16 protein-coding genes are annotated in these 20,122 nt (G+C 69.9%); 6 read left to right on the top strand and 10 right to left on the bottom strand.

The features are described from left to right. From B0F77_RS13990 to B0F77_RS13980, 3 genes are all read right to left on the bottom strand, one after another. Positions 1-1,805, bottom strand: a 1,805-nt coding sequence (locus B0F77_RS13990) for a discoidin domain-containing protein (protein ID WP_211293783.1), incomplete at its 3' end; no start/stop codon positions are given. Between the two features lie 317 nt (positions 1,806-2,122). Continuing rightward, on the bottom strand, positions 2,123-3,388 hold the full coding sequence (locus B0F77_RS13985; protein WP_086663319.1) for an alpha/beta hydrolase family protein: 1,266 nt from the start codon (positions 3,386-3,388) through the stop codon (positions 2,123-2,125). A 25-nt stretch (positions 3,389-3,413) separates the two neighbouring features. Then, positions 3,414-6,482 carry a S8 family peptidase gene (locus B0F77_RS13980; protein ID WP_143466716.1) on the bottom strand — a complete coding sequence of 1,023 codons (3,069 nt, stop codon included), beginning with the start codon at positions 6,480-6,482 and terminating at the stop codon, positions 3,414-3,416. A 104-nt stretch (positions 6,483-6,586) separates the two neighbouring features. On the opposite strand from B0F77_RS13980, the gene B0F77_RS13975 reads away from it, so the two are divergent. Next, on the top strand, positions 6,587-7,177 hold the full coding sequence (locus tag B0F77_RS13975; RefSeq protein WP_086663317.1) for a TetR/AcrR family transcriptional regulator: 591 nt from the start codon (positions 6,587-6,589) through the stop codon (positions 7,175-7,177). Positions 7,178-7,183: 6 nt separating this feature from the next. On the opposite strand, the gene B0F77_RS13970 is transcribed toward B0F77_RS13975, so the two are convergent. Both B0F77_RS13970 and B0F77_RS13965 read right to left on the bottom strand, forming a co-directional pair. After that, positions 7,184-8,428, bottom strand: a complete 1,245-nt coding sequence (locus B0F77_RS13970) for a cytochrome P450 (protein ID WP_086663316.1) — start codon at positions 8,426-8,428, stop codon at positions 7,184-7,186. Positions 8,429-8,525: 97 nt separating this feature from the next. Then, on the bottom strand, positions 8,526-8,942 hold the full coding sequence (locus tag B0F77_RS13965) for a VOC family protein (RefSeq protein ID WP_086663315.1): 417 nt from the start codon (positions 8,940-8,942) through the stop codon (positions 8,526-8,528). 73 nt (positions 8,943-9,015) lie between these two features. Between B0F77_RS13965 and B0F77_RS13960 the strand changes: the two genes are divergently transcribed. Further along, the gene (locus B0F77_RS13960; RefSeq protein WP_245848110.1) at positions 9,016-9,666 is read left to right on the top strand and encodes a GntR family transcriptional regulator; all 651 of its coding nucleotides are present in this window, start codon (positions 9,016-9,018) and stop codon (positions 9,664-9,666) included. 242 nt (positions 9,667-9,908) lie between these two features. Here the strand turns inward: B0F77_RS13960 and B0F77_RS13955 are convergent, their stop codons facing one another. The 4 genes from B0F77_RS13955 to B0F77_RS13940 all read right to left on the bottom strand — a co-directional run bounded on the left by B0F77_RS13955 (position 9,909) and on the right by B0F77_RS13940 (position 12,472). After that, complete coding sequence (locus B0F77_RS13955; RefSeq protein ID WP_086663314.1) at positions 9,909-10,514, bottom strand: response regulator transcription factor; 606 nt, start codon at positions 10,512-10,514, stop codon at positions 9,909-9,911. Beyond that, entirely contained in the window at positions 10,511-11,575 is a 1,065-nt protein-coding gene (locus B0F77_RS13950) for a sensor histidine kinase (protein WP_211293782.1), read from the bottom strand. The genes B0F77_RS13955 and B0F77_RS13950 overlap by 4 nt, the downstream gene beginning before the upstream one ends. A 5-nt stretch (positions 11,576-11,580) precedes the next feature. After that, positions 11,581-11,997 (bottom strand): hypothetical protein, encoded by a 417-nt coding sequence (locus tag B0F77_RS13945; RefSeq protein WP_143466715.1) that lies wholly within the window; start codon positions 11,995-11,997, stop codon positions 11,581-11,583. A gap of 79 nt (positions 11,998-12,076) precedes the next feature. Continuing rightward, positions 12,077-12,472, bottom strand: coding sequence for an ATP-binding protein (locus tag B0F77_RS13940; RefSeq protein ID WP_086663311.1), 396 nt, complete (start codon positions 12,470-12,472; stop codon positions 12,077-12,079). 92 nt (positions 12,473-12,564) lie between these two features. On the opposite strand from B0F77_RS13940, the gene B0F77_RS13935 reads away from it, so the two are divergent. From B0F77_RS13935 to B0F77_RS13920, 4 genes are all read left to right on the top strand, one after another. Continuing rightward, the gene (locus B0F77_RS13935; RefSeq protein ID WP_086663310.1) at positions 12,565-13,848 is read left to right on the top strand and encodes a hemolysin family protein; all 1,284 of its coding nucleotides are present in this window, start codon (positions 12,565-12,567) and stop codon (positions 13,846-13,848) included. A gap of 64 nt (positions 13,849-13,912) precedes the next feature. Continuing rightward, on the top strand, positions 13,913-14,851 hold the full coding sequence (locus tag B0F77_RS13930; RefSeq protein WP_086663309.1) for a sigma-70 family RNA polymerase sigma factor: 939 nt from the start codon (positions 13,913-13,915) through the stop codon (positions 14,849-14,851). A 161-nt stretch (positions 14,852-15,012) separates the two neighbouring features. After that, positions 15,013-16,824, top strand: coding sequence for a S8 family peptidase (locus tag B0F77_RS13925; RefSeq protein WP_086663308.1), 1,812 nt, complete (start codon positions 15,013-15,015; stop codon positions 16,822-16,824). A gap of 73 nt (positions 16,825-16,897) precedes the next feature. Further along, positions 16,898-19,675, top strand: coding sequence for an AAA domain-containing protein (locus B0F77_RS13920; protein ID WP_143466714.1), 2,778 nt, complete (start codon positions 16,898-16,900; stop codon positions 19,673-19,675). 92 nt (positions 19,676-19,767) lie between these two features. On the opposite strand, the gene B0F77_RS13915 is transcribed toward B0F77_RS13920, so the two are convergent. After that, positions 19,768-20,122: cellulose binding domain-containing protein (locus B0F77_RS13915; protein ID WP_211293781.1), on the bottom strand; the 355-nt coding region annotated here is incomplete at its 5' end.

Genomic DNA, 20,122 nt, shown 5'->3' with positions numbered 1-20,122 from the left:
AAAAAAAAAATCGTGTACCGGCCGTCGGCGGCGGTCCAGGTGCCGAGGTTGACCGCGGCGGTCGTGGCACCCGCGTTGATCGTGCCGTTGTGGCTGCCGGTGAACGTGCGGACGGTCTGGCCGTTGCTCAGGATCGTGACCGTGATCCCGTGCGCTCCGGCGGCGCTGTTGACGGTGCCCTGGTTCTTGATCGCGACCGAGAACGTGGTGCTCTGGCCGTTGGTCGGGTTGCTCGGCGACCAGGACGGCACGGCGACCAGGTCGGAACTCGGCACCGGGGTGACCACGAGCGGGTCGGGGTGCAGGCGTGCGTTGTTGGTCTCGTCCTGCTCGGCCACCTTCTTGGTCTCGTCGACCTTGGCGGTGTACTGGTAGGAGCCCTCCGGGCGGGCAGGGACCGTGGTGTTGACGTTCACCTGGGCGCCGGCCTGCAGTGCGCCCACCTGGGCCGTGCCGACCGCGGTGGTGCCGAGGAAGAACGTCACGTCGGTGGCGGTGCTGGTTGCCGTACCGGCGTTGCGGACGGTGGCGTTCAAGGTGATCTGGTCGGTCTCGACGGGGCTTGCCGGCGTGAACGACGTGCCGGTGACGGTGAGGTCGGGGTTCGGGGCAGGGGTGCCGAACACCTGGATCTCCGCCACCTGGGCGCCGGGCGCGCCGGTGTTGGACGTGAACCGCAGCTGGACGTCGGCGACCCTGGCGCTGAGACCGATCGTGACGCTGTTGCCGCTCGCCGGGTCCCAGCGGTAGTCGCGGCCGGCGACGAGGCTCGTGAAGCCGGTGGCGTTCTGCTCGCGGCCGAGAACCTCGACGTTCTGCGTGCGGGCGCCCCAGATCGAGTCGGGGTTGAGCTTGACCGCGAGCGAGCTGAGGTCGGCGTTCGATCCCAGTTGGACGGTCAGGGTGCCGGGGAAGCCGTTGGACTCCCAGTAGGTGTTCAGGTTTCCGTCGTTGGCGTTGGCCGCGACGAAGTCGTGCACGTTGTGATTCGCCGTGACGGGCTTGCCCTGGGCGAGGTTCGTGCCGGTGGCGCCCTCGCGCGTCACGGAGTTGCTGGCGGGGGACTGGTTTCCCGCCGCGTCCTTCGCGACCACGTGGTAGGTCACCCGCAGGCCGTCGGGCTGGCTGTCGGTGTAGGTGGTGCCGGTGACCGTGGTGCGCAGGCTGCCGTTGACGAACACGTCGTAGCCGGTGACGCCGACGTTGTCCGTGCTCGCGTTCCAGGTCAGCCGGATCTGGCCGGACTGAGGCTGGGTGAGGGCGAGCCCGGACGGGGCCGACGGCGCCTGCGTGTCCCCGCCGGTCGGGCTCCGCACCTCGAACTCGCTGATCTGGCCGGCGGGCCAGCCGGTGTTCGCGGTGATCCGCAGCCGCACGTACCGCGTGGTGGCGGCGGTGAAGTCGATGGTGACGGTGTTGTTCGCGGCCGGGGTGAACTCGTATCCCTTGGCGGCCACCAGATCCGTGAAGCTCTGGCCGTCGGTGCTGCCCTGCACGGCGAGGGTCTGGGTGCGGGCGCCCCAGTTCGCGGTCGGAAGCTTCAGCACGACCCGGTCGGTCTTCAGCGCGGCGCCGAGATCGGCCTGGATCCACTGCGGGAACGCGTTGTTCGCGCTCTCCCAGTACGTGCCCTGGTTGCCGTCACCGGCGTTGCCCGGCCCGTAGTTCTGGTTGGTGCTGCTGGCGCTGTAGGTCGCCTGGAGCGCCGCGCTGGCCGCGGCGGGGGAGATGGTCAACATGGCCGCGGCGAGGGCTATGACGGTGAACGGGGCTAGCAGGGAGCGAACGCGTGTCGTCGGTGACATGGCGTGCTTGGCCCTTCTCGGTGGGGACGCGAGGGGGTGTGGCGCGCCTCACCGTAGAAGTGCCTAGCAGATTACCGCAATATGTCGACGTGATTGCGCAAATTTGCGACATCGGCCTCTGAACAGGAAAGACGCGTCCCGGTTCGGGTAGCTGAACCCCGTCGTAGCCGTAGCACTGGCCATCACCAGCGGCTGCTCTTCGTGCCATGCGGGAGGTTCGCACCCGAACGTCCCGCATAAATTGATTCGATCTCGATGAGCTCGCTTGCGCGGGCTTGCTCAGCCCTTGCAACGCTTTCGCAAGCCTTGCGCAAACCTCAGAGCTTCGCGAAGAACCTTCTGGCTCGGTTCAGCAGATCCAGCCTGTGCTCACGCTGCCGGAGGGAGTGGCCCTCGCCGGGATAGACGACGAGTTCGGAGTGCTGCACGGCGCGGTGCAACAGTTCGGCTTGCTCCAACGGCACGTTCGTGTCCTCAGCGCCGTGCACGATCAACAGCGGTGTGCGGATCCGGTCCGCATAGGTGAGTGGGCTGTGCTCCGGGCCGTCCGAGAGCGCCGCCTCGAACCTGCCCCACTCGCCCTTCGCGATCTGCCTGGGCCAGTCGGAGATCCCCGCACCCACGAGCGCCGCCTTGAACCTGTCGGTCCGGGTGGTGGCCCAGGCGGCCATGAACCCGCCGTGACTCCACCCGGAGATGCCGAGCCGGTCCGGGTCGGCGACGCCCTGGCTGACCAGCAGGTCGATGCCGGTCTCGATGTCGTGCCACTCCTCCTGGCCGGCCCGCTTCGCCACGGCGGCCGCGAACTCGTGGCCGCGGCCCAGGCCTCCGCGGGGATTGGGCAAGAAGCTCGCGATGCCCTGATGCGCGAACCACTGCGCCGACGGCACCCAGTGCAGCTGGAAGTCGTCGGTCCACCGGTCGTAGGGCCCGCCGTGGACCAGGGTGACCATCGGAAACGGCCCGTCCGCGCGGGTCCGGCCGACCGGGAGCACCAGCAGGCCGTCGAGGTCGAGCCCGTCCCTCGCCTGGTAGCGCAGGCGTTCCTGGACGCCCCACGGGATGTCCGGGAGTTGTTCCGCGTGTCCGCCCCGGGGCCGGTGCGCACCCCTGATGCGGCCGAGCAGGCCCTGGCCGAGGCGGTGGAACTCGGTGTCCAGCCCGGCCGCGACGATCATGATCGGCGCGTTGCCGTCGTCCTGGACCAGCTCGACCGGGCAGGACGGCATGCCCTCGGTGAGGTTGCGGTGGCGCTGGTCGAACACCGCGTTGCCGCCCTGCAGGTGCGATGGCGTCAGCGCCAGGTACACGACCTCGTCGCCCCACCACACCGGACTCGCGGCGTCGGCGGAGGTCGGGCCCAGGTCGGTGATCCTGCCGTTCTCGACGACGTGCAGGGCGGGTTCGAGCAGGCCTGGGTCGATCTTCGGCGACGACCAGGTGAGCACGGCGAGCCGGCCGTCGGGGTGCCGGGCGATCTCGGCGACGTGACGGCCGGGGACGCGCACTTCGGTTGGTGGGGCCGGACTTGGCGGGCGCGGTGGGCAGTGGTCGAGCACCAGGTCGTCCGTCAGCTCCCGCATCTGATCATTCTGGCAGCCGGGTCCATCAGCACAGCAGGTACGCGTTGACGATCGTCTGCTCCACGGTCTGGCCGTCACCGGACGCCTTGGCGCGCAAGGAGACCGACTTGGCGTCCTTCGGGTGAGCGAGCAGCACCCGATGACTCGTGACAGGCGTGCCGCGCCACGTCTTGCCGCCGTCGTAGGACACCTCGACGGACGTGACCTTCACCGAGCCCGCCTGCGACTGGGTCGAGACCGGCACGGCGAGCATCCGGCCGGCGCGGGCGGTGCCGTTGTCGTCGAGTTGCGGGGTGAACCGGATGACGCTCAGCGGCAGCGCGGTCTGCTTGGTCGTGGTGTCGCTGCGGAACGTCCAGACGGCGGACACCGTGGTGCTCAACGGGTTGTCGCGGGTCGAGGTCGTCTCGACGCGGTAGTTCGCGGCGCCGGGCTCGACGTCGAACAGGCCCCAGCCCGCCTCGGCCGTGTCGCCGACCTTCGTGCCGTCGCGGTACAGCGTGGTCCTGGCCTCGGTGACGGGGCCGTAGCCCTCGTTGCCCGCGTTGTCGCCGTACAGCGGCACGGAGATCCGGACGAAGTCGCCCGTGCGGAACGCGTGCGGGATGTCGCGCGTCTCGGGCAGCGCCGGGCCGAACACCGCGCGGTTGAACGGTTCCACGTAGGACCTGCCCGGCCGGTAGTGCCGGAGCGGGCCGACCAGTGCGCCGATGTTGCCGGTCTCGTCGAACAGGTTGAACCTGCGCGACCAGTCGCCGCCCTCACCGCCGTAGTACTCGGTGCGCGGGCCGGCGGCCAGGTTGTCCAGCGAGCCGTAACCCCAGTCGGCACGGCCCTCGGGTGCCGAGGTGTGGCCGATGGTGGCGTTCTGGCCGTCCTTGAGCGCGGGCAGGTCGACGCGGACGGAGGCGACGTCCTTCTTCGCGACCGTCCTGGACAGTCCGTTGGGCGCGGATCCCTTCTGGTACCAGGCGAGTCCGTAGAAGTCCGGGCCCGCGTTCCAGAAGGTGGCGGTCTTGCCGGTGACCTCGGTCGAGTCGGGGCCGAGGCTCGCGACGCCGAGGTGGTCGATCACGCCGCCGACCGAGAAGTTGCCGATGGTGTAACTGGTGCCGTTGACGGTCCGTTCGAAACCGGTCTGCAGCAACGAGAGTTGGGCGGGGACGGGGAGCTTCACCTGGATCGGCCTGGCCTGCCGGGCGTCGAGGTCGATCGTGGCCGGGCCGGTGACGGTGAGGTTCGGGTAGTTGATCATGTCGTGGGTGTGGGCGCCGCTCGACGACATGACGCTGCCCGACAGGACGTAGCGGCCCTTGGCGAGGCGGGCGACGCCGGTCTCGCTGTTCGGCCACACGCGGGCGCCGGTGTCGACGTTGATCAGGAACGCGAAGGTCGTGCTCGCTCGGACGCCGGACCGCTCTGTCCCGGTGATCCTGACGTCGTAGCTCTCGGTCTCCAGGTCGACCACGACGGCCGTGCGCACGCCGTTCGCGACGATCGCGCCGCCCACCACCCCGCCCACGGGCTGCCTGGCGACGTCCGCGGTGACCGTGGCGGTCGCGGAGCCACCCGCCGGCACCGTGAGTCTGACGGGGGAGACGCTGAACAGCGTGCCGGTCGTCTCGGTGGTGAGGTCGAGGGTGACGGGCTCGGAGCCGGCGTTCGAGTAGGTGATCTCCTTGGTCAGCGCGGGCTCGCCGGTGTGCGGCCACCGATGCGCGCCGAAGCTGAGGCTGGTCGGGGTCGAGGTCACGTTCTGCCTGATCAGCTTGGCGACGTCGACGCGGCCGGAGCCCTGCTCGAACGGGGTCAGCTGCGCGGTGGGCGTGGTGCTGCCGGTGAGGCGGGCCTTGAGCTGGGCGCCGGTCAGGTCTGGGTGCTGCTGGTGCAGGAGGGCGGCGGCGCCCGCGACGTGCGGGGTGGCCATCGAGGTGCCGTCGAGCGAGGTGTAGCCGTCGGCGACCGGCGGGCCGATCCGGCCGTCGGAGTGCCGGGCCGCGACGATGCCGACGCCCGGCGCGGTGAGGTCCGGCTTGAGCGTGCCGGCCCTGGTCGGGCCGCGGCTGGAGAACTCCGCGATCCGGTTGCCGTCGTCGACCGCGCCGACGGTGAGGGCCGCGTCGGCGGTGCCGGGTGAGCCGACCGTGGCGGCGTTGGGGCCGCTGTTGCCGGCGGCGATCACGAACAACGTGCCCTTCTCGGACAGGCGGTTGACCGCTTCTTCGAGGGGGTCGATCTCGGGCGTGTCGTAGCCGCCGAGGCTCATGTTGACGATCTGGGCGCCCTGCTCGACCGCCCACTCCATGCCGGCGATGATCCCGCTGTCCTGACCGGAACCGTTGTCGCCCAGCACCTTCACGTCGAGGATGTGCGCGTCCGGTGCGACACCGTGGTACTTGCCGCGGCTCTTCGCCCCCGTGCCCGCGATGATCGACGCGACGTGCGTGCCGTGACCGAAGTGGTCGCCCGCGTCCGGCGAGGCCGTGAAGTCGCGCTCGCCGATCTCGCGGTCCTTCAGGTCCGGGTGGGTCTGGTCGACGCCGGTGTCGAGGACGGCGACCGTGGTGCCCTTGCCGGTGAAGCCCGCCTCGTAGGCGGCGGGGGCGTTGATCTGGGCGACGCTGCGGTCGAGGTTGGCGTGGCGCTTGGCGTCGAGCCAGATCTTCTTCGCGCTCGTCGACAGGCCGCCCACGAGCGGCGTCCTGGCGGCGTCGAACGCCACGCCGTTGATGCTGCGCAGCTGGAGGCCGGACTGGGTGCTGAGGATGCCCTCGGGGTAGCTGACGATCACGGGCAGGGCGCCGCCGTAGGTGGCGAGCTCGGTGACGTCGAACAGGCGCTCGTCGAGGCGGCCGTTCGCGATCATCGGCAACGCGTCGTTCGGCACCACGTACTCGTGTCCCTGCGCGCTGTACGTCGTGAACATGACGTGCTCACGGCCGGGAGCCGGTCTGACCGCCCGTTGGCCGGTGAGCACCTGGTCGCCCGTGATCAGGGTGACCGTCGGCGCGGCCGCTGCCCGTGGGGGAGCGGCTTGTGCCTGGCCGCCGGTGAGCAGGGCACCGGCCAGCACGACGACTCCGACTAAGCGCACCCGGTCCTCCGCAGGTCTGTGAGAGCGTTCTCACGGACCGTATTGAGGCGCTCACCAGGTGACAAGGTCTACGCCAATTTCCGGCACGCTTTAATCTTTCCGCCATGACGGGCCTGCGTGAACGCAAGAAGGCGGCGACCAGGGAAGCGCTGGGCGATGCCGCGTGGAGCCTGTGCGTCGAGCACGGCCTGGACGGAGTGACGGTCGAACAGATCGCACGGGCGGCCGGCGTGTCGCTGCGGACGTTCTTCAACTACTTCTCCTCCAAAGAGGAAGCGATCGTCGCGGGTGACACGGCCACGGCGATGGCGTTCCTGCGCGAGTTCGCCGCGCGGCCGCTCGACGAGCCGGTGCTGGTCGCGTTGCGGGAGACGTTGCACTCGATCTACCTGCTGCAGGTCGACATGAACCGGCTGCGCCAGCTCCGTGAGCTGCGCCGGAACCCGACGCTGATGCCGCACTTCCTCGCCGCCTACGCCGCGCGTGAACAGGACCTGGCCGCGGCGATCGCGGTCCGCTGCGGCATCGACCCGGACCAGGACCCGTACCCGGCGGTGGCGGCCTCGACGATCCTCGCGACGATGCGCGCGGCCGTGCAGTGGTGGCTCGACACGCCCCAGGCCTGGGAGCGGTACACGGCCGCCGAGCTGGTCAGGCGCATGATCGACCAGCTCGGCGCCGGTTTCAGCCGGTAGCCGCGTTCACCAGGTGACGGGCAGGGCGTGCACGCCGTAGATCGACATGTCGGTCCGCAGCGGCACCTCGTCCGCGGGCACGGCGAGCTTGAGCGTCGGCAGCCTGCGCAGCAGCTCGGTGAAGCCGACCGCCATCTCCACCCGCGCCAGCTGCTGGCCGAGGCACTGGTGGATGCCGTGCCCGAACGCCACGTGGTGGCCGCGCGGCCGGTCGACGAGCAGCGCGTGCGGGTCGGCGTACTCGGTCTCGTCGCGGTTGACCGCGGGCACCGACACCACGACGCTCTCGTCGGCGCGGATGGTGACCTCGCCGATCGTGACGTCCTCCTTGGCGTGCCGGGAGACGCCCATGCTGATGATCGACAGGTAGCGCAGCAGCTCCTCGACCGCGTTCTCGGCCAGCTCGGGGTGCTCGCGCAGCTTGGTGAACTCCTTCGGGTGTTCGAGCAGCGCGAACGTGCCGAGCGCCAGCATGTTCGCCGTGGTCTCGTGACCCGCCACGAGCAGCAGGTTGGCGATGCCGGTGAGCTCCTCGGTGTCGAGGTCGGTGTCGTTCACGAGCCCGGACAACAGGTCGTCGCCGGGGTTCAGCTGCTTCTCGCGGACCAGTGACCGCATGAAGAGACGCTGCTCGGTGGTGTTCTTGATCTGTTCGTCGACCGTGGTGGTGAGGCTGAGCAGCTTGGCCGTGCGCTGCTGGAACTCCTCGCGGTCGCCGTAGTCGACACCCAGCAGCTCGCAGATCACCAGTGACGGCACCGGCAGCGCGAAGTCGCGCACGAGATCGGCCGGCGGTCCCTTCTCGATCATCGCGTCGAGCTGCATGGTGACGATCTCGTGGATGCGCGGCGTCAGGTCCCGCATCCGCCGAACGGTGAACTGCCCGGTCAGCAGCTTGCGGTAGCGGGTGTGCTCGGGGGCGTCCATGAAGACGAACGACCCGGCCCGACGCTCCGGCGGGAACATCTCCGCGTGCAGCTCGGGTGAGATGAGCGCGCGGGCCCGCGGACTGTTGATCCGGTCCGCGCTCATCCGCGGATCGGCGAGCACCGCCCGCGCCTCCTCGTGCCCGGTGACGAGCCAGATGATCTCGCCCTTGTGCTCGATCCGGTGAATGCCGCCCTGCCCGCTCAACTCGGTCAGCGCGCCGGCCGGGTCGAACGGGCACCCCGCGCGCTTCTCGGTGAGTTCGGCGGGTAGCTGCGGGCGGATGAGCTCCTGAGCGCTGCGCTGTCGCTCGGCCGTGGTCATGGCTCTCCCTGTCTGACCCGGCGTGACCGGGTCATGGCTCGGCGTCACCTCCTACGCTACCGAAACTTGCGCGTCGTGCAAGATTGTTGCCTCGACTTTAGACGGCGAAAACCTGCGAGTCGTCCGCGAAGGCCTTGAACTCCAGCGCGTTGCCCGCCGGGTCCAGCAGGAACATCGTCCACTGCTCGCCGGGCTCGCCCTTGAACCGCACGTACGGCTCGATGACGAACTTCGTGTCCGCGTTCTTCAGCTTGGTGGCGAGCACGTGGAAGTCGTCGACCGTCAGCACGAGGCCGAAGTGGGGGACCGGCACGTCGTGGCCGTCGACGGGGTTGCTGACGCGCTCCGTCTTCGGGGCGAGGTGCGTGACGAACTGGTGGCCGTGCAGGTTCCAGTCGATCCACGTGTCGGAGCTGCGGCCCTGCTCCAGACCGAGCGTCTCGCCGTAGAAGCGGCGGGCTTCGGTGAGGTCGTCGACGGGCATGGCGAGGTGGAAGCGTGGGATGTTCGGCATGTAGGAATGTTAACATTAGGACAAGCGGTGCTCTTGTGTGCTTGTTAACATTGTGCTTGTTAACATTGCTGGCGTGACCCTGGGACCGGCCCGCCGAAGGGGCCTGAGCAGCGAGGTCGCGGACGTGATCCGCGAGGCGATCTTCGACGGCCGCTACCCGCCAGGCGCCGCCCTGCGCGAGGTGGAGCTCTCCGAGGCCCTGCAAGTCAGCCGTGGCCCGGTCCGCGAGGCGCTGCGTTCCCTGGAGGGCGAGGGCCTCGTCCGCGCCGAGTGGCATCGCGGCACCACGGTCACCGTGCTGTCCCTGCAGGACGTGGCCGAGCTCGACAGCCTGCGCGGCGCCCTGGAAACCCTGGCCGTCCGCCGCGTGGTGGCAGCCGACGCACCCTTGGACGCGCTGGCCGACGCCGCGGCCGCCATGGACCGCGCCTCGACACCGCACGAGATGGTGCGCTGCGACATCGCGTTCCACGACGCGGTCTTCGCGGCCGCCGGTCACTCACGGCTGGTCCAGGCGTGGGAGGCGATCCGGTCGCAGGTGCACCTGTTCCTGATCACGCGGGTGAACGTGAGCACGGCCGGCTACCTGGAGCAGATCCGCGCGGAGCACCGCGACCTGGTGGCGGCGCTGCGGCTCGGGAACGCGGATGGGGCGCTGAAGCTGTTCGCGGAGCACCGCAGGCACGCGTTCGACCTGCTGACCGCGCCCGACGGCACGAACTGAGGGCTCACGAACTGAGGGCCACGAACTCCTCCCGCAACGGCGGCCAGCTGTGGAACGACCACTGCCCGACCGGGTCACCGACGCGCGATAAACGTCCACAAGCGACACACCGCGGCTCCGGCCGTAGCCGACGGCGTCCCGCGCCAGGGTTCCTGGCGATCACCCCGCGATCCAGCAGCCGCACTCGAACCACCGCTGCCCGCGCAGCGGTCAGCGGACACAACCTCCGGCTCGGAACTCGCTCAGAGCCAGCCGTGCTGGTGGGCCAGCTGGAACGCCTCGCCGCGGTTGGCGACACCGAGCTTGGCCACCGCGGCCGACAGGTGGTTGCGCACGGTCCCGGCCGACAGCGACGTGCGGGAGGCGATCTCCGCGACCGGCGTGCCGAACTCGCTCAGCCGCAACACCTCCAGCTCCCGCTGGGTCAGCGGGCACGGCGGGGCGGCCAGCGCGTCGGCGGCCAGCGCCGGGTCCACCCAGCGGGAACCGGCGTGCACTCGGCGGATCACGTCGGCCAGCGTGCCGCCGGGGGATCCCTTGGGCAGGAAGCCCTTCGCGCCCGCGTGCAGGGCCTGCTGCAGGTGCGGAGGGCGGCCGCGGCCGGTCAGGATCACCACCGCGCACGACGGCAGCACACGGGCCAGTTCCGCGGTGACCTCCAAGCCGTCCACGAACGGCATCTGGAGGTCCACCACGGCGACGTCCGGGCGGTGGGCCAGTGCGGCCTCCACGGCGGCGCGGCCGTCGCCGGCGCGCGCCACCACCTCCAGGTCCGGTTCCAGGTCCAGCAGGGCCGCGAGCGCGTCGCGGATGAGCTCCTCGTCGTCCGCCAGCAGCACTCTGATCACGCGGGCACCACTACCTGCAGCGTGAACTCGTCGGCGGACCGTTCTACGGAGACCTGGCCGCCCGCGGACGCGAGGCGTTCGGTCATGCCGCGGATGCCGTTGCCCTCGCGTGAAGGGCCTGGACCGGCGCCGTCGTTCGTCACGGTCATCCGCACCTCCCCCTCGGCGACAGCGACGTCGATCATGCACCACGTCGCGTGGCTGTGGCGCAGCACGTTGGTGCACGCCTCGCGCAGCGCCAGGGCGAGCTGTGTGGCGCTCTCTCCGTGCACCGGGACCTCCGCGACGGTGCATCGGATGCCTGCCTCCCGCAGGACGTTGTGGACCGCCTCCAGCTGTTCTGGCAGGTTCACCGCGCGGTAGCCGTGCACCGCGTCGCGTACCTCTTCCAAAGCCGACGAGGCCAGTCGTTGCGCCTCGAACGCCTCGGTGGCCGCCCGCGCAGGATCCGAGGACGCGAGCCGGCCGGCCAGTTCGGACTTCAGCGCGATCACGGTCAGCCGGTGGCCGAGCAGGTCGTGCACGTCGCGGGCGAACCGCAGGCGTTCCTCGCTCACCGCCAGCTCCGCCTGCGCCTCGCGGCCCGCCCGCGCCTGCGCCAGCAAGCCGGCGAACCACATCGGCAGGCCGGCCATCGCGATGATCGTCGCGCCGAGCGCGGCCGCGATCATCTGGTACGTCGTGGGGTCGTGCGCGACGAATGAGCCCACCACGCCGGACAGCACGACCGCGCCGAGCGCCGCGATCCACCGCCAGACGCCGCTGAGCAGCAGGGGAGCGAACCCGGCGGCGCCGCCGCCGATCCACGCCCACGTCGAGAGCTCGGCCGGGCCGACCGGTGCCACCAGGGGAATCGAGATCGCGATGGCCGCCACCAGCGCCCAGAGCTTCGCTTCCCGCAGCGCCACCGCGTACGCCACGGCCAGCACCAGCAGGCCCAGCACCCCGAGCCAGCGCAGCCAGGACGGCTCGCGCAGCACCGCCACCAGAGGCACGATCAGCGAACTCACCCACAGCACGTGCAATGTTCCGCGCAGCGCGGTGTGCGGAAGGTCGTTCATCGCCATCAGGGTAGAGGCCACACCAGCAGGATGGTTACGGCGATGACCAGGTCGAAGACCCCGCAGAACTCCGACCACCAGCGTGGCACGACTGCGTTGCGCACGTGGTGCACGAGGTCCCACACGGCGTGCGCGGCCCACCCGAAGGCGATCAGCCCGACGCCGTAGAAGGGCGCCACCAGGATCACCGCGGCCGCCAGGGCCACGTACAGGCCGAACACGATCAGCTGCACCCGCGGCGCCCGCCGGCCCCAGAACAGGTAGGCCGCGTGGACCACCAGCAGCGTCCACACGGGCGGCACGACAGGTGCCTGCCAGAAGTCGAACGTGATCACGAGCGCGACCGCTATCGGCCAGCGGTTCAGCACAGCCCGGACCACCGGACGTCGAACCAGCTGCTGTACTGCAGAACGAGTTGTCATGCATCAAGAGTCGAAGAAACTCTCCGCAAGACCCATCCGTGCGGTGTCATGACTTCTCTGTGCGGAACGCACAGGTGATCTATGCGTTCACCTCGGCCCAGACGGTCTTGCCGCCGGTGAACTGGCGTGTGCCCCAGCAACGAGAGAGGTTCGCGACCAGGATCAGGCCGCGTCCACGGGAGTCACCGAGCCGTGACACGCCGAGCTGAGGAAGCTCGGCCGGTGTGTGGTCGTCCACCTCGACCCGGATGAAGTCGGTATGTCGTTGGACTCGTACGGCCCGCGGCCCTTCGGCGTGCTCATACGAGTTGCTGGCCAGTTCAGTGCACACGAGCAACACGTCGAGCCGGAGGTCTTCCGGCAGGTCTCTCAACAAAGTTCCCACCCACGAGCGCATCGCGGAGAGGTCCGGTACGTCCTCCGGCAGGGTGTGCAGGGTCCTCACGGAGGCGCTCAGCACCTCGGGAGCATCCATCTAGATCCCCACCTCGTTCGGTACAGGCCCTCCTGGCTGCTCAAGATGGCCGTCAGCGTGCGAATTACCACTATGCGTGCTACCCCAAACGTGTGGACGGCTACGGCTTCAACCTCGCGCTGGTCGCGGTATTGGTTTTGCTCAACGCGGCGTTCGCCGGCAGCGAGATGGCGTTGGTGTCATTGCGCGAAGGTCAGCTGCGATCGTTGGAACGCGAAGGACACCGCACGCTCGTGCGCCTGGCACGTGATCCGAACAGGTATTTCGCGACAATCCAGATCGGCATCACACTCTCCGGATTCCTCGCCTCGGCGACTGCGGCCGTTTCTCTCGCGCAGCCGCTCGTGCCGTTGCTGGGATTCCTCGACGGAGCCGCAAACGGGGTCGCGATCGCACTTGTGACCGTGGTTCTCACGTTTGTCACTCTGGTGTTCGGGGAACTGGCGCCGAAGCGCCTGGCCATGCAGTACGCGGTGCGCTGGGCGAAGATCATCGCGCGCCCGCTGGACCTGCTGTCGGCGGTGTCACGGCCGGTCGTGTGGTTGCTCAGCAAGGCGACCGATCTCGTGGTGCGGGTCTTCGGCGGCGACCCGGACGTCGAAGAGGAACAGATGTCGGCCGAGGAACTGCGTGATCTCGTTGAGGTGCAACAACATCTGAACCCGGAACAGCGCGAGATCATGACCGGTGCGCTGGAGATCCACGAACGGCGGCTGCGCGAGGTGCTGGTGCCGCGTCGTCAGGTCACCGTTCTCGAAGCAGGTTTGGACACCGCCACCGCGCGGGAAATCCTTGCGGAGTCGGGACATTCACGGGCGCCGGTGACGAAGGACGGTCACCTGGACGACGTGGTCGGCCTGGTGCATCTGCGGGACCTGCTCGACGACGCGGTGGAACTGGTGGACGTGGCACGTCCGCCGATGGTGCTGCCGGACTCGGTGCGGGTCGCGGACGCGTTGCGGCGCATGAAGGCCGAGCGCGAGCAGATGGCGCTCGTGGTGGACGAGCACGGCGCGGTCGACGGCATCGTGACGCTGGAGGACCTGCTCGAGGAGATCGTCGGCGAGATCTACGACGAGACCGACCCGGACGTGACCGCGGTGAGGACCGCGCCGGACGGCACGATCGCGCTGCCCGGCACGTTCCCGGTGCACGACCTGACGGACGTCGGCGTCGAGCTGCGGGACCCTCCGTCCGGTCCGTACTCGACGATCGCCGGTCTCGTGCTGGTGCTCCTCGGCCGCATCCCGGACGAACCCGGTGACGTGGTGGAGGTCTCCGGCTGGAAGATCGAGGTGCTGGCCGTGGAGCACCACGCGATCACCCGGGTGAGGCTGAGGTCACAGCAAAAACCGCGGAATGAAGTGGACCTCTGAACCGTTACACCTGAGGCAGCCACTTCGGCTGCCACTCCTGCCAACGGAAACGGGGGGATTTGTCATGCCTGCAGATCTGAAGAACCGCGCGTCCGGCCAGCAGGACGCGGACTCGGTCGGCCAGTACCTGCGCGCCGTCGGGCGCACACCGCTGCTCACGGCGGCGGAGGAGGTCGACCTGTCCAGGCGCATCGAGGCCGGGGTCTACGCAGCGCACCTGCTCGCGAGCGGTGACACGACGCGTGAGCCGCGGCTGCTGCGCCGCATCGTCGCCGAGGGCGAGCGAGCCAAGGACCACATGATCCGCGCGAACCTGCGCCTGGTCGTGTCGGTCGCGAAGAAGCACTCGTTCCGCGGCCTGCCGTTCGGTGACGTGGTCCAGGAGGGCAACCTCGGCCTGATCCGCGCCGTCGAGAAGTTCGACTACGCCAAGGGCTACAAGTTCTCCACCTACGCCATGTGGTGGATCCGCCAGGCGATCGAACGCGGTCTGGCCGAGCAGACCCGCACGGTCCGCCTGCCGGTGCACGTGGTGGAAGAGGTCAACAAGCTCAAGAAGATCGGGCAGAAGCTGTCCGCCGCGCTCGGGCGCGAGGCCACGATCGAGGAGATCGCCGCCGAGGCCAAGGTGTCGCCGACGCGCGTGCAGGACCTGCGCGACGCGGCCCGCTCGTGCGTGTCGCTGGAGACGCCGGTCGGCGACGAGGGCGACTCGGTGCTGGGCGACCTGATCCAGGACACCGACGGTGTGTCGGCGCCGGAACTCGTGGAACAGCAGGAGTTCACCGAGGGCGTCCGGTCCTTGTTGGACGTCCTTCCGGAACGGCAGGGCCGGATCATGCGCCTGCGGTACGGCCTGGAGGACGGTCGTGCGCGCACGCTCCAGGAGGTCGCGGAGGAGCTCGGCCTGACCCGCGAGCGGATCCGCCAGCTGGAGAAGCAGTCCCTGGCGCAGCTGAAGCAGAGCGGCGACCCGGAGGAACTTTTCGCGCTCGCCGGCTGACAACAGACGAAAGTCGCTTGTTCTGGTCGTTGTCGCAACTAAAGACTCATCACGTCCGATAACGGACTACCGCTGTTTCGCAACCGCGTGTGAACGCATCTGTTGGGCCGTCGAGGGCCGGCCCGTGTTCGCACGCGGTTCCCTGCGATCAAGGAGCAGTGATGAGACAACGCACCCTGCGCACGCTCGGTGTGGCGGCGATTGCCGCCGTTGGAACTGTGTTAGCGCTCCCACAGGCTGCCGCCGCGCAGCCGGAGGGACCGATCGTCGCGGAGAGCGCGCCGAACGCCGTCCAGGACAGCTACATCGTGGTGCTCAAGAACACCATGACGAGCTCGGAGGTCGGCGGCCGCGCCGGCGACCTCGCCTCGCGGTACGGCGCCAAGATCGGCTTCACCTACAAAGCGGCGTTCAAGGGCTTCTCGGCCACGCTGTCGAAGCAGCAGGCCAAGCGCCTGGCCGCGGACCCGGCAGTGGCCTATGTGGAGCAGGACCGGACCGTGCAGGTGCTGGCGGACCAGCTCAACCCGCCGTCGTGGGGCCTGGACCGGGTCGACCAGGCTGATCTGCCGCTGAACAACAAGTACAGCTACAGCACGGACGCCTCGAACGTCACCGCGTACGTGATCGACACCGGCATCAACTACAACCACGCCGACTTCGGCGGGCGGGCGACGTTCGGGTTCGACGCGTTCACCGACGGCCAGAACGGCAAGGACTGCATGGGCCACGGCACGCACGTGGCGGGCACGGTCGGCGGTGCCACGTACGGCGTCGCGAAGAACGTGAAGCTCAAGGCCGTCCGCGTGCTCAACTGCTCCGGTGGCGGCTCGGTCTCGACCGAGGCGGCGGGCGTCGACTGGGTCACCGCGAACGCGGTGCTGCCGGCGGTCGCGAACATGAGCCTCTACACCGGAACCGCGAACGAGCCGAGCCGCGTGCTCGACGACGCGGTCCGCAGCTCGATCGGCCGCGGCGTCACCTACGTCGTGGCGGCGGGCAACTTCAACGACGACTCCTGCAAGTACTCGCCGCAACGCGTCACCGAGACGATCAACGTCATGGCGACGTCCCGCACCGACGCCCGCGCGTCGTTCTCCTCGTACGGCACGTGCAGCGACCTGTTCGCACCCGGCCAGGACATCGTTTCCGCGTCGTACAACAACAACACCGGCTCGGCCACGATGAGCGGCACGTCCATGGCGTCCCCGCACGTCGCGGGCGCGGCCGCGTTGTACCTCGCGGACAACCCCTCCAAGACCCCCGCCGAGGTGCAGGCCGCGATCGTCGCCGCCGCCACCCCGAACAAGGTCACCAGCCCCGGCGCCAACTCCGCCAACCGGTTGCTGCGCACCAACGCCGGCGGCGTCCCCGGTGTCTCGGTCACCAACCCCGGCAACCAGACGACCGCGCTGAACGGCACGGCGAACCTGCAGCTGTCCGCGTCCGGCGGCACCGCGCCGTACACGTGGTCGGCCACCGGTCTGCCGACCGGCCTGTCGATCTCCGCCTCCGGCCTGATCTCGGGCACCGCGACCGCGGCGGGCACCTACAACGTGACCGCCACGGCCACGGCGTCCGCCGGTGGTTCGGGCAGCACCTCGTTCACCTGGACGGTCGGCTCGGCCACCTGTGCCACGCAGACCAACGGCACGGACGTCGCCATCCCGGACAACTCGACGGTGACGTCGGCGATCACCTTCTCGGGCTGCACCGGCAACGCCTCGGCGTCCAGCCAGGTCGAGGTGCACATCAAGCACACCTACAAGGGCGACCTGATCGTCAACCTGCTCGCGCCGGACGGCACCGCCTACCTCCTACACAACCGTGCGGGCGGTAGCGCGGACAACATCGACCAGACCTTCACGGTCAACCTGTCGTCGGAAACGCGCAACGGCACGTGGACGCTCCAGGTCCGTGACGCGGCTACGGCCGACGTCGGCACCATCGACACGTGGAGCCTGACGCTCTAACGGTCCAGTGGCGGCCTAACGGTTTAGAAGCGGCGCCCATCGAGTCATCGGTCACGATGGCACGATGGGCGCCGTGAACGTTCCGGCCGTCCTGCGCACCCTGGCCCGCTTGAGCGCCGCCGAGCAGCCGCAGAAGGTCCAGCTGGACCTCACCAAGGCCGCCGGTCTGCTCTGGCTCGGCGACCACGAGCCGTCCTGGCGCGCGATCACCCTGACCCAGGACGAATCCCAGGACGATCGGGGACAGTGGCGGCCGGTGCCGTGGACCGCGCCGCGGCAGGCTCGTCATCAGGCCGAGCACCTCGCCGCGTTCGACGCACTGCACCAGGAGGACCGGCTGCTGCGGCTGGGCTGGGCGTTCCTGGCCGGGCCCGCGCTGATCGGCGGCCAACGTCGGCGCGTGTGCCTGCCACTGATCTCACGGCCCGTGCGCCTGCACAGCGGCGTCGGGTCGAACTACGCGTTCCACATCGCTGGTGACGCAGGTGTGTTCCCGCTGATCGAGGACTGGGCGCAGACCGCCGAACGGGAGGCCGCGCTCGCGCCGACCGAGGAGTGGATCACCGAGACGTTGCGGCTGGCGGGGTTCGCGGACGTGCCGATCCTGCGCGACGACCCACGGCTGCTCATCTCCGGCGATCAGCTCGCCGTGGCGATGGGCGCCGGGCTGCACGCGGGCGAGCCCGTGGTGACGACCGAGCACGGCGCGGCGCTCGTCGAATGGGCGACCGCGACGGGCATCGAGGACACCGCGTTCGCCGCGCTCTACGGTGCGAGTGAAACAGCCCTTGAGACCACTGCACCGATCAGTTCCACGCTGCCGTTGAGCCACAGTCAGGAACGTGCCGTTGAGCACGCACGGCGTGCGCGGATCACCGTTGTCGGTGGGCCACCTGGGTCGGGCAAGACACACACGCTCGCGGCGTTGGCGTTGGACGCGGTGGCGGCCGGTCGGTCCGTGTTGCTTGCGAGCCGCACGCGCAACGCCGCGGACGTGCTCGGTGTGGCCGTACGCCGCGCCGGCGGACCGGTGCCCGCGCTGTTCGGCGACTCGGAACTGCGCCAGGAGATGGCGCGGGAGCTGAGCGACGGGCTCGACGCGGTGAGCAGGCCCGACCGGCTGAAGGAACTCGACCGGGCGCGGCGCGCCGACGTGGCGGCCCTGACCCGGATCGAACGCACGGTCGCCGCTGCTTTGGACGACGAACTGCTGGCCGCTGAGGCTCGCCGGCACCAGGCGTTGATGCCGGGACACCGTGCGGTTGCTCCGAAGGCGTTCGACGCCGGGGCGGATTTCGGTGAGCTGCATGGATTGTTGCGGCCGCGGACCGGATTCCTCAGTGGACTGCGCACCCGGTGGGCGGTGGGCAAGGCGCGCAAGCTGGCCGGTGCCGGGGAGGCCTCGCCGGAGGACCTGGCGGCCGCGATCGACGCCGCCGAGCAGACCGCCGCGCTCGTGCGGGTCGAGACGAGCGGGACCAGGTTCGACGAGCTGAGACCGTTGCTGGCGGAGCAGGACACCGCGAGCCGGCAGGCGACAGCGTTGTGGCTCAAGGAGTTCGCGGTCAGCCGCCGGGGAACGGGTGCGCGCAGGGCGGTGGCGGCGCTGGCGAAGGCGTTGCGGTCGGGCCGGGCGGCGCGACGGCGCGGGCTGGCCGAGATCGACAGCGCGGACCTGGTGGCGGCGCTGCCGTTGTGGGTGGGCACGCTGTCCGACGTGGAGGACATCCTGCCGCCGGTGCCGGGCATGTTCGACCTGGTGATCATCGACGAGGCGAGCCACGTCGACCAGCCACTGGCCGCGCCCGCGTTGCTGCGCGGGCGGTCCGCGGTGATCGGCGGCGATCCCCGGCAGTTGCGGCACGTGTCGTTCGTGAGCGATCAGGCCGTGCAGGCGGCGGTCGACGCCGAGGGCACGCAGGACCTGCGCGACCGGCTGGACGTGCCGAAGGTGAGCCTGTTCGACGCGGCGGCCGCGACCGCCGGCGTGCACTGGCTCGACGAGCACCACCGCTGCGCGCCGCACCTGATCGGGTTCGCCGCGACCGAGTTCTACGACGGCAGGATCGCGCTGCTCACCACGCACCCGGCGATCGCGGACGTCGACTGCATCGACACCGAACTCGTGCCGGGCGCGCGCACCGCGAAGGGCGTCAACCAGGCCGAGGTGGACGCCGTGCTCGCCCACGTGCGCAAACGGGTCGCCGCGGGCGTGCGCTCGATCGGCGTCGTCACACCGTTCCGCGCCCAGGCCGACGCGCTGGAGAAGGCGCTGCTGGACGAGCTCACGCTGGACGAGATCACGACCGGCGGCGTCCGCACCGGCACCGTGCACGGCGTGCAGGGCGGCGAGTTCGACGAGGTCGTGATCAGCCTCGCCGCCGACGGCAAACCGGGCGCGTGGCGGTTCGTCAACGACCGCAACCTGCTCGCGGTCCTCACCACCCGCGCCCGCGGCCAGGTGCACGTGATCACGTCGGTCGCCCGGCCGCCCGGCCTGGTCGGCGAGTACCTGCGGCACGCGGAGATCGCGCCCACGGAGACCGCCGGCGCCGAACCCGAGGACGGGTGGACGGCCCGGCTGGCCCAGGAGCTGCGGACCGCCGGGCTGACCGTGCGGACGGGCTACCCGGTGGGGCAGTGGCGAGTGGACCTCGTGGTGGGGGAGAAGGAGGACGCGGTGGCGGTGGAGACGCGCCCGCACCCGGACGGCGCGCGGGCGCATCTCGCTCGGTGGCGTGCGCTCACCCACGCGGGGTGGCGCGTGCATGACGCGTTCGGCAGCCGGTTCGGCCACGATCCCGCACGTGCGGCCGTGGAACTGGCCCAGGAGCTCTCGTCAGGCCGCTGACGGTCCGGCGTGTCGCGCTTCGCCACGCCGTCGCTGAAGTACACGCGGGGAGCTTTCGTNNCCCCGCGTGTCAGGAGCGACGAGGCGGGGGGTTAGCCGGACGCGCAGGTCACGCCGTTCAGGGTGAAGCTGGTGGGGGTGACGTTCGGGCCCGCCGTGACGGCGTTGAACCGCAGCGACACCTGTCCGCCCGCGGCGATCGTGCCGTTGCCGTCCGGGCTGAACGTGACCACGTCGGCACCCGTCTGGCGGGCGGTCATGCCCCAGGTCTCCCGGATCTGCTGGCCGCTCGGGAACTTCCAGTGCACCACCCACCTCGTCACCGGGGTCTGGGCGAGGTTGCGGACGATCAACTCGGTGTGGAAGCCGTTGGGCCATTCCCTGGCGACGCGGTACGTCGCGGAACATCCCGTTTTCGCAGGTGGTGGAGTTGTCGTGGTGGTCGGC

The sequence above is a fragment of the Lentzea kentuckyensis genome (genome assembly GCF_002150765.1).
GTDB lineage: Bacteria > Actinomycetota > Actinomycetes > Mycobacteriales > Pseudonocardiaceae > Lentzea > Lentzea kentuckyensis.
This window is presented reverse-complemented; position numbering and strand designations above follow the sequence as displayed.

Bases quoted from the DNA above. Each gene is read 5' to 3' on its own strand.
- B0F77_RS13950 (WP_211293782.1), bottom strand. From the start codon at position 11,575: ATGAACGACCTTCCGCACACCGCGCTGCGCGGAACATTGCACGTGCTG.
- B0F77_RS13975 (WP_086663317.1), top strand. From the start codon at position 6,587: ATGACGGGCCTGCGTGAACGCAAGAAGGCGGCGACCAGGGAAGCGCTG.
- B0F77_RS13945 (WP_143466715.1), bottom strand. From the start codon at position 11,997: ATGACAACTCGTTCTGCAGTACAGCAGCTGGTTCGACGTCCGGTGGTC.
- B0F77_RS13925 (WP_086663308.1), top strand. From the start codon at position 15,013: ATGAGACAACGCACCCTGCGCACGCTCGGTGTGGCGGCGATTGCCGCC.
- B0F77_RS13940 (WP_086663311.1), bottom strand. From the start codon at position 12,472: ATGGATGCTCCCGAGGTGCTGAGCGCCTCCGTGAGGACCCTGCACACC.
- B0F77_RS13930 (WP_086663309.1), top strand. From the start codon at position 13,913: ATGCCTGCAGATCTGAAGAACCGCGCGTCCGGCCAGCAGGACGCGGAC.
- B0F77_RS13965 (WP_086663315.1), bottom strand. From the start codon at position 8,942: ATGCCGAACATCCCACGCTTCCACCTCGCCATGCCCGTCGACGACCTC.
- B0F77_RS13985 (WP_086663319.1), bottom strand. From the start codon at position 3,388: ATGCGGGAGCTGACGGACGACCTGGTGCTCGACCACTGCCCACCGCGC.
- B0F77_RS13970 (WP_086663316.1), bottom strand. From the start codon at position 8,428: ATGACCACGGCCGAGCGACAGCGCAGCGCTCAGGAGCTCATCCGCCCG.